The organism is Aldersonia kunmingensis, assembly GCF_001646865.1.
Classification (GTDB): domain Bacteria; phylum Actinomycetota; class Actinomycetes; order Mycobacteriales; family Mycobacteriaceae; genus Aldersonia; species Aldersonia kunmingensis.
In genome coordinates, this window is sequence record NZ_LRRB01000162.1 from 1 (window position 1) to 8,268 (window position 8,268).

An 8,268-nucleotide genomic window follows, 5' to 3' on the forward strand; every position below is an offset into this window, starting at 1 on the left:
ATCGGCGTTGGGCTGCAGGCCGAAGACATCGCCGAACTCGGCTCGGTAAGTGGCGGTTTCGCCGTTGACCGGACGGTTGATCGCCTGCACCACCAGACCGACGATCATGGCGACCACGACGGCAAGCAGCGCCAACCGGATGGACGCTCCCCGTACCGACCTCATCGCGGCACCGCCGGCGTCAGCTGGAGCGGAACGCGGAAGGCGGGAAACTGGCCGATCAGCAGTTCGGTTTGGAGCACAACTCGATCGCCGCGATGCTGCAATGCCCCATCGGCGCCCTGGATCAACCGGCGCACCTGGTCCGGCGTGACGTTGCGCATGCCCTGATTGAGGGGGATCAGGGTGTCGAGCAGCATGTCGACCGCATTGGCCATCGGGGCGAGTGCACCGACGAACCGCCCGGAGAAGCCGAATACCAGGCTCGACACCTCGGTGATCGTGTCGCTGGCCAGCTGCGCCTGGGCGTCATCGTCGAGTTCCTCCACTGCGGCCAGCGTGTTCATGATGCTGAGGGCCGACGGTGTTATCGCTGTTGCGCCCGCGGTGACGCTCGCCAGCTTGGGCAGTAACTCGCTGACCGGCATTTGCTGCGCGCGCGACACCGTGCGGAGCACCAGCAGCGCCGAGGCCAGCATCGGGGCCATGCTTTCCGTCAACTGCGCCGCACTGTCCAGTGACACACTGAGTTTCGGCGTGATGATGTCCATGACTGCGCGGCTGGAATCACGGAGCACGCTCGTCACGGTGTAGTTACCCACTGTGTCGCCGTAGTCGAGCACCGTCTGCGATGTGACCGGCGCGCCGCCCGATACCGGGATCAGTTCCACTGCCGTAGAACCGAACACGTTGGCCGACACGACACGGGTTTGCATGGCGGTGGTCAGCTCTCCCGCAGGCGTCGGGTCGACGCTGAGTTCGATCCGTTGCCGACCCGGGCCGTACGGCTCCACGCTCGTCACCGAGCCGACCGACAGACCACGCAACCGCACCGCCGTGTTCGTCCCGACACCGTCTCCAACGTCGGCCGCGATCATCCCGAAGGTGATCCGGTCCGGATGGCCCGGATCGGCAAGCCGCCAGGCCACCGTCGCAACGATGGCGATCGAGACCAGCACTGCGACACCGCGAATACGCAGTCCTCGCCTCGTCGGACCCCGCCCCGACATCTGGGCCACTGTCGTCACGTCACCGCCTCCCGCTCAATGCGCCTCAGCCCGCAAAGTTGATCTGTGTGTTGAAGCCCCACATGACGATCGTCAGCACCATGTCGGTGATCGCGATCAGCACCAGGCTCGCCCGGATCGCCCGGCCTGATGCGATACCGACGCCCTCCGGTCCGCCGGTCGCGAAGAAGCCCTGGTACGAGTGGACCAGCGTGACGATCACAACGAACACCACGACCTTGATCAGCGAATACACCAAATCGGTTGGGCTGACGAACATGTCGAAGTAGTGCCGGTAGGACCCCGTCGGCTGCCCGTGCACCGCGGTCACTGTGAGTCCGGTGGTGGCGAAGCCGAGCGCCAGTGCGATCAGGTAACACGGCACGATCGTCACGACGCCGGCGACGAGCCTGGTGGACACGACATACGGAATCGGTTCGATCGCTTGTGATTCGAGCGCGTCGATTTCCTCGGAGATTCGCATGGCGCCGATCTCGGCGGTCATTCGGCAGCCGGCCTGGGCCGCGAAGCCGACCGCAGCGATCAAGGGTGCGAGCTCGCGTGGGTTCGCGAGGGCGGCCATCGCCCCCGCCATCGGGCCGACGCCCATCATGTTGAGCACGGAGAACCCGACGATGCCGATCATGCCGCCGGCGACCACTCCCATGATCACCAGAACCGGTGCGACTCCACCGCCGACGATGACCGACCGCCCATTGCCCCAGCAGAGGTCGGTGAATGCCGCTATCGCCTGGCGGCGGTACCGACGCACCGCACGGCCGGTGCCGCTCACCGTCGCGATGGTGAAGTCGAGCTGATTGCCCAACGCCTCCAACGGTTTCCATGCCCGGTTGGCGTGCCGCGTCCAGCCCAAGCCGGACGGGCGGTGGACGGAGGGCCGGGCGGACCCGATCCCGGGTCTCGTGGAGACCATTACAGGAACCTCATCGGCACGAACAAGAGCACCACCTGTGTTATCGCGAGGTTGACCACCATGCAGGCGAGAATGCCGAGCACCACAGCGGCATTCACCGCATCCGCTACGCCCTTCGGGCCACCCTGCGCCTCGAGCCCACGGGCGCTGGCGATGATGGCGACGAGGTAGCCGAAGACCGCGGCCTTGCCGATGCAGATCACCAGATCGGTGACCGAAGCGAAGCTGCCGAACGACAGCCAGTACGAGCCGGGCGCGACACCCTGGCCGATTGATGCCACCAGGAAACTCGCCAGGATGCTCATCAAGATGACAAGCACCGCGAGCATCGGGGCAACGATGGTCATAGCGAGGACGCGCGGTGCGACAAGGCGCTGATGCGGGTCGATTCCCATGGCACGCAGCGCGTCGATTTCCTCACGAATAGTGCGCGAGGCGAGGTCGGATGCGATCGCCGATGCTCCGGCGCCGCCGACAAGCAATGCGGCAGCCATCGGCGCGATCTGCTGCATGACGCCCATACCGCCGACCGCGCCGGCCATCGAACTCGCGCCGATATTTTCGGTGATGCTGCCCACCTGGACGGCAATCACGACGCCCATCGGCAGCGCGATGAGAATCGCGGGCAGGATCGACACCGAGACGAAGAACCAGCCCTGGATGAGCGCCTCGCGCAGTGGGAAGCGCCAGCGCACGATGTCGATCGCGATCATGGCGGGGGCGCGTACTCCGAGCCGTACCACTCGGCCGAGCGTTCGAGTGCTGGCATCGATGCGCTCAGCGGGCGCCCAGGCCTGTGTGTGCCCCGAATCAACCACCGTGCACCTCCCCAGTCGGCGGTCCCGTTACGCCGACATAACTGCACGTCATGTTGTGATTCAGATCACGTGATAGTGCAGGCACGTGCACTCTATCGTTCGGGATGCGCCCGGTCCATAACCATTTGCCTGATGATCGATGGGCCTGGCGGCGCCTCCCGTCTCATTCGAGCGCCGGCGCCGGGGCATCTGTCCCGGGTCCGCTCCCGTTGCTGAACTGCCATAAACGACGGACGATCGATAACGGATCGGCAACTTATGCACCTGGTGCAGTTTTAATTTTGTGAAATGGATCACGATTGTTTCACATATTGAATGTGCAGTTCAGGCGACCTTTTTCTTAGTTTCCCAGTGAAGGAATTTTGCCATATTCAGGTTACTCTCAGGTTCTATTCACCTTGAGTTAACCTTCGGAGATCAATCTGTGATCTGCCGTTACAGACCGTTGTCTGGCAAAGCACGAGAAAGTTGAGTCACCGAATGCGGACCTGCTCCGCATGGGCGACACACGGGATCGCTGCATCAGCCGGGGCTGTCACCGCCACCCGGGCTAAGTAAAAGCGAATATCGGCCGGCACGAGAAACCGCCGCCCGCCCACGTCGCCTCATGCGATGGGGAGTACTCCTCCCTCTTTACAAGCCCACACATAGCTGCACGCCGCGCATCGGCGAGTGCCCAACACGCGCTCGCCTGCAATGCCTGCTGTCTGCTTTTGGCCGACCGGTCGAAATTCAGACGAGATACAGATCAGGAAAACGATTCACCATGTCCGCAATTTCCAAGTCGCTCAATGGCGTCCGTACCCGATTCTCTCTGCACTCAGACGCAACCGGCCCCGTCGGCCTGACCTTCGGTGCCGCTGCGATCGCCGTGGCCGTCGCCACGAGCTTTGCATCCATCTCGGCGGCCGAGCCCGGCCCCGGTGTTCAGGCCGCCGCCGATAACGCCAAGGCTGCTGCTGCGACGACCGTCGCGCCGGTCGCACAGGCCGCGCCGTTCCCGGCAGCACCGGCGATCGCGCCGCTGCCCGCCCCGGCCCCGCCGCCCCCGCCGGTGTACACGAACGACCTCGACGGCTGGATCCGCCAGGCGCTCGACATCCTCAACGCCCGCGGCATCCCGGCGAGCTACGACGGCATCCACCGCAACATCCTTCGCGAGTCGAGCGGTAACCCGGGCGCCATCAACCTCTACGACTCCAATGCCGCCGCCGGCATCCCGTCGAAGGGCCTGCTGCAGGTCATCGACCCGACCTTCGCGGCGTACCACGTCGAGGGCACGGTCTTCGATGTCTGGGATCCGGTTGCCAACATCGTCGCGGCCTGCAACTACGCCGCCGACAAGTACGGCTCGATGGACAACGTGAACTCGGCGTACTGATCGCCGCACGCACAACCACCCCGCAGGGGCCCGACCGTTTTCGGTCGGGCCCCTGCGGTCGTCTGTGGGTGCGCTGCGGCCGGCCTCGACCCTTCCGCGTCTCGGAACGTGCGGTATAGCGTGGGCGCCCAACGTCCGGTAACCGCCGAAGGGATCCACATGACGGGAAGCACCGACGTCTGGGAAGTCATGTCCACTGCGCGGACGATCAGGCGTTTCACCGACGAACCGGTCGATGACGAGACGCTGAGCCGCTGCCTGCGCGCCGCGACCTGGGCGCCGTCGGGCGCGAACGCGCAGGAATGGCGGTTCGTCGTGCTGCGCTCACCGGAGGTGCGCGAAGTGGTGGCCAAGTGCGCAGCCCATGCCCTCGAGGTGATCGAGCCCGTGTACGGCATGACCCGTCCTGCCGATGACGACAACAGCCGACGCGCGCGCACCAACCGCGCCACATACGAGCTGCACGACCGAGCGGGCGAATACGCTTCGGTTCTGTTCGCGCAGAAGCATTTTCCCACCGCTTCCGAGTTGTTACTCGGTGGCTCGATCTTCCCCGCGATGCAGAACTTCCTGCTCGCCGCGCGGGCTCAGGGTCTGGGCGCCTGCCTCACCAGCTGGGGTTCGTACGGCGGCGAGGCGCTCATGCGCGAAGCGGTCGGCATGCCCGATGACTGGTTGCTGGTGGGCCATGTCGTGGTCGGCTGGCCGCGTGGCAGGCACGGGCCGGTGCGACGGCGCCCGCTGGCCGACGTGGTGCGCCAAGACCATTGGGACACTCCGGCAACAGGAATCGGCTAGCCGGGCAGTCGAGCATGTGACCGCGCCTGCGCCGCCAGGCCTTCGACGATTCCGCTGACGAATCGATCGAGCTGTTCGGCAGTGCGCACCGTGTGGTCGCCGCGGGCAAAGCCGAGCAGCACGCCATTGATGAAGCTGAGCACCGCAAAGGTCTGATCGTCGATCAGAGCCTCGTCGAGCGGCTCGCCTTTCGGCTGCATGCTGACGATGAGGGCGCGGCCCATCTCCGTCATCGTCGCGATCGCCTTCCCGAGATGGTCGGCCATCCCGGGATCGCGGCTGGCGTGCAGGAGCAACTCGGAGCGCGCCCTGGTCCGGGTCAGACCCGGCTCGTCCGCGGCCGTCATGGTGACCTTCGCGAGCATGGATACGCCCTCGTCGAGTACGCCTCTGGCCGCACCCTCGGTCACTTCGGCCAGGTCCGCGAGGTCGAGTTCGGCAACGCGCGCGGCGATCGCGTGCAGCAGCGATTCGCGGGTTCGGAAATAGAAGGACGTAGTGCCATCCGGCAGTTGGGCTTTGCGGTCGACTTTGAGGTGGCTCAGGCCGCGAGCCCCGTCGGCGGCCAAGAGCTCGATCGCCGCGTCGCACAGGTCGCGGCGGCGCTGCTCAACGTTGGGTTTGCTTCGCTGTCGAATGGAAGCAGTCTAGTTGTCGGGCTGCCGCCGGCATCTCGTCGCGCCCTCGGATTTACAAATGAAGACGAGAATGTAATCCTTTGGACGGCGCCGATGCGGACCATGAGGAGGGATTGCCGTGCGAATCGAAGTCGATTTCGGCCTGTGTGAGGCGAACGCGATCTGCGTCGGAATCAATTCCGAGGTCTTCGACCTGAGTGATGACGACGAGCTGACCGTGTTGCAGCCCGAGGTGACGCCGGACAACGAGGCCGATGTCCGCGACGCCGTGCGGCAGTGCCCCCGGCAGGCCATCGCCATCGTCGACTGACGAGCCCGAGCGAACCCTTCCCGAGTGCAAATTGTGTAAACGGGGCCGAAGTTTCGCCCCCACGAACACAATTCGCACTCACGAAGCATCGCCAAACGGGTGCGAAGTGAGCCCTAGGCGAACAGCACCGCGCGATTGACGATCCGGTGCGGATCGAACGTCTCCTTCACGGCGCGCATCGCCGCGATATCGGCGTCGTCCCGGGACAGGCCGACGAAGTCGCGCTTGCGCGACCCGACGCCGTGCTCCGAGCTGACATTGCCGCCACACCCCGCGATCAGCGCCATCATCGACTCCTGCAGCGCGCGCTCTGCGGCCCCCTGCACGTCGCAGCGCATCAGGTTGAAGTGCAGATTGCCTTCGGCGATATGACCGAACAGGACCGGGATCGCCGCCGGGCTGTGCCGTGCCACCACTGCGGTGGCTTTGGCCGCGAAGCCGGCCACCTCCGAAAGTGGCAGTGCAACATCGAATTTCAGCGGCGGACCGAAAACCCCTAGAACCTCGGTCTGTGCTTCCCGGACCTTCCACAACCGCTGCCGCGCGTTCGCGTCGATGCCCACGACCGCGGTCTCGGCCAGACCAGCGCGGGTCAGCGCATCCGCGAGCCGCTCGGTCTGATCGTCATCTCCGGCGACCTCGACCAAGAGCAGCCACGCGCCTGATACCGGTAGGTGAGTGCCGAGATGCTCGGCGGCAACGGTGCAGCCGCGTGCATCGAGAAGCTCGAGAGCCGCGATGGAATCCAGATCGCGCAGCGTCTGAGCCGCGGAAACCAACTCCCCGAGCTCGGTGAATCCGCAGAGCGCGGTCGCGCGGTGGGCCGGCGCGGGATGCAGGCGCAGGTCGAGCGCGGTGATGACGCCCAGGGTGCCTTCGGCGCCGACGAAGAGCGCGCCGAGGTCGTAGCCGGTGTTGTCGCGCCGGACGCGCGATTGCCGACGCAGCACAGTGCCGTCCGGGAGCACGATCTCGAGGCCGAGGATCTGCTCGGCCATGTTCCCGTACCGGACAGTGCGCAATCCGCCGGCGTTCGTCGAGGCCATGCCGCCGATCGTCGCGGTGTCTCGGGACGCGAGATCCACACCGAAGAGCAGACCCGCTGCGACTGCGGCCCGCTGCAGGTCCGATGCGGTCACGCCCGCGCCGGCGGTGACCCGCCGGTCCGCCACATCGACCTCGCCGATCGCGGTGAGCCGCTCGGTGGACAGCAGCACGTCGGCGTGTTCGGGGACCGTACCTGCGACAAGCGAGGTGCGCCCACCCTGCACGGTGACCGGCAGCCGGACTTCTCGGCACAGCCTGAGCACCTCGGCGACCTCGCCGGTCGATCCCGGTCGCACGAGCGCGCTTGCGCTGCCCTGGTAGCGCCCGGTGTGGTCGATACTGCGACCGCGTAGCACGTCCGCGTCGGTGCTGACGTGCTGGTTACCCACCGCTGCCGTCAACCGGCGCACGACATCATCGATCATCGGCGCGGCTTCGCCTAGTCCGCGGTGCGGGAGCGCGGCTTGATTCCGGCCGCGTGCCGTAGCTGAGCAAGGAACTGATCGGTGTCGTCGCTGCGAATCACATAGTGCGAGATGGCAACCCGCGTCGCGGTGGCGGCGGCGACACTTGCATCCGGACCGGACATGAGTCGCTCGAGCCTGCTCCGCATGATCGGCAACATCCAGCGGAACCGGGCGAGCACCTGCTCGGGCTCGATATCGATCATCCGGACACCGGAGTACGAGCGCTGGAACTCGACGATGAACCGAAGCGCGGCGTCGAGGCGCGCGTTTCCGCGGAGGCCGCGGATGGCCTCGGCGATACCGTTGTCGAACTTCTCGGTCTCGTAGCGCGAAAAGGCCTCGATCAGTTGCTCTTTCGAGGCAAACCACCGATACAGAGTCGGCCGGGAAACCCCTGCCTGCGCGGCCACATCCGACAGGCTCAGCTTGGCAACTCCGCTGCGGGCGAGCACCTCGGCCGTGGCCTCGAGGATGCGCCGGCTCGTGTGCATGCCGGCGGCGTCGGCCGCGACCTCCGCTCCAGCCGACTCCGGCACCGGTAGGTCGGTGTCCTCATCCCGCCCCACCGTGACGACGGGTCGTTTAGGTGCCACGGTGGGTGACCTTCGTTTCCATAGGCGATCTGTTCGGACTATTGATGCTAGTGCCCATCAGGCCCCCGGCGGCGCATGAGGACCGACTGCGCGATGCTGCCCAGCGCTCCGACCTC

9 protein-coding genes are annotated in these 8,268 nt (G+C 65.9%); 3 read left to right on the forward strand and 6 right to left on the reverse strand.

Annotated elements, in window-relative coordinates:
• Positions 1-161: 161 nt before the first annotated feature.
• Genes A8G08_RS12140 through A8G08_RS12150 form a run of 3 tightly spaced genes read right to left on the reverse strand, consistent with a single transcriptional unit; the run spans position 162 to position 2,918 of the window.
• Positions 162-1,187 carry an MlaD family protein gene (locus A8G08_RS12140; protein ID WP_245672793.1) on the reverse strand — a complete coding sequence of 342 codons (1,026 nt, stop codon included), beginning with the start codon at positions 1,185-1,187 and terminating at the stop codon, positions 162-164.
• A gap of 25 nt (positions 1,188-1,212) precedes the next feature.
• Positions 1,213-2,100, reverse strand: a complete 888-nt coding sequence (locus A8G08_RS12145) for an ABC transporter permease (RefSeq protein WP_084436127.1) — start codon at positions 2,098-2,100, stop codon at positions 1,213-1,215.
• Positions 2,100-2,918: an MlaE family ABC transporter permease gene (locus tag A8G08_RS12150; RefSeq protein ID WP_425394555.1), complete on the reverse strand. Its 819-nt coding sequence runs from the start codon at positions 2,916-2,918 to the stop codon at positions 2,100-2,102. The genes A8G08_RS12145 and A8G08_RS12150 overlap by 1 nt, the downstream gene beginning before the upstream one ends.
• 766 nt (positions 2,919-3,684) lie before the next feature.
• On the opposite strand from A8G08_RS12150, the gene A8G08_RS12155 reads away from it, so the two are divergent.
• Together A8G08_RS12155 and A8G08_RS12160 are read left to right on the forward strand one after the other, a co-directional pair.
• Positions 3,685-4,299: a transglycosylase SLT domain-containing protein gene (locus A8G08_RS12155; RefSeq protein WP_068274110.1), complete on the forward strand. Its 615-nt coding sequence runs from the start codon at positions 3,685-3,687 to the stop codon at positions 4,297-4,299.
• Between the two features lie 159 nt (positions 4,300-4,458).
• On the forward strand, positions 4,459-5,097 hold the full coding sequence (locus A8G08_RS12160; RefSeq protein ID WP_068274111.1) for a nitroreductase family protein: 639 nt from the start codon (positions 4,459-4,461) through the stop codon (positions 5,095-5,097).
• Here A8G08_RS12160 and A8G08_RS12165 read toward each other — a convergent pair.
• On the reverse strand, positions 5,094-5,666 hold the full coding sequence (locus A8G08_RS12165; protein WP_245672794.1) for a TetR/AcrR family transcriptional regulator: 573 nt from the start codon (positions 5,664-5,666) through the stop codon (positions 5,094-5,096). The genes A8G08_RS12160 and A8G08_RS12165 overlap by 4 nt on opposite strands.
• A gap of 187 nt (positions 5,667-5,853) precedes the next feature.
• Here A8G08_RS12165 and A8G08_RS12170 point away from each other — a divergent pair, with 187 nt between their 5' ends.
• On the forward strand, positions 5,854-6,045 hold the full coding sequence (locus A8G08_RS12170) for a ferredoxin (protein WP_068274116.1): 192 nt from the start codon (positions 5,854-5,856) through the stop codon (positions 6,043-6,045).
• Positions 6,046-6,158: 113 nt separating this feature from the next.
• Here the strand turns inward: A8G08_RS12170 and A8G08_RS12175 are convergent, their stop codons facing one another.
• Both A8G08_RS12175 and A8G08_RS12180 read right to left on the reverse strand, forming a co-directional pair.
• Positions 6,159-7,517 carry an FAD-binding oxidoreductase gene (locus A8G08_RS12175; RefSeq protein ID WP_068274118.1) on the reverse strand — a complete coding sequence of 453 codons (1,359 nt, stop codon included), beginning with the start codon at positions 7,515-7,517 and terminating at the stop codon, positions 6,159-6,161.
• A 14-nt stretch (positions 7,518-7,531) separates the two neighbouring features.
• Positions 7,532-8,050 carry a TetR/AcrR family transcriptional regulator gene (locus A8G08_RS12180; RefSeq protein ID WP_068274123.1) on the reverse strand — a complete coding sequence of 173 codons (519 nt, stop codon included), beginning with the start codon at positions 8,048-8,050 and terminating at the stop codon, positions 7,532-7,534.
• Positions 8,051-8,268: the final 218 nt, after the last annotated feature.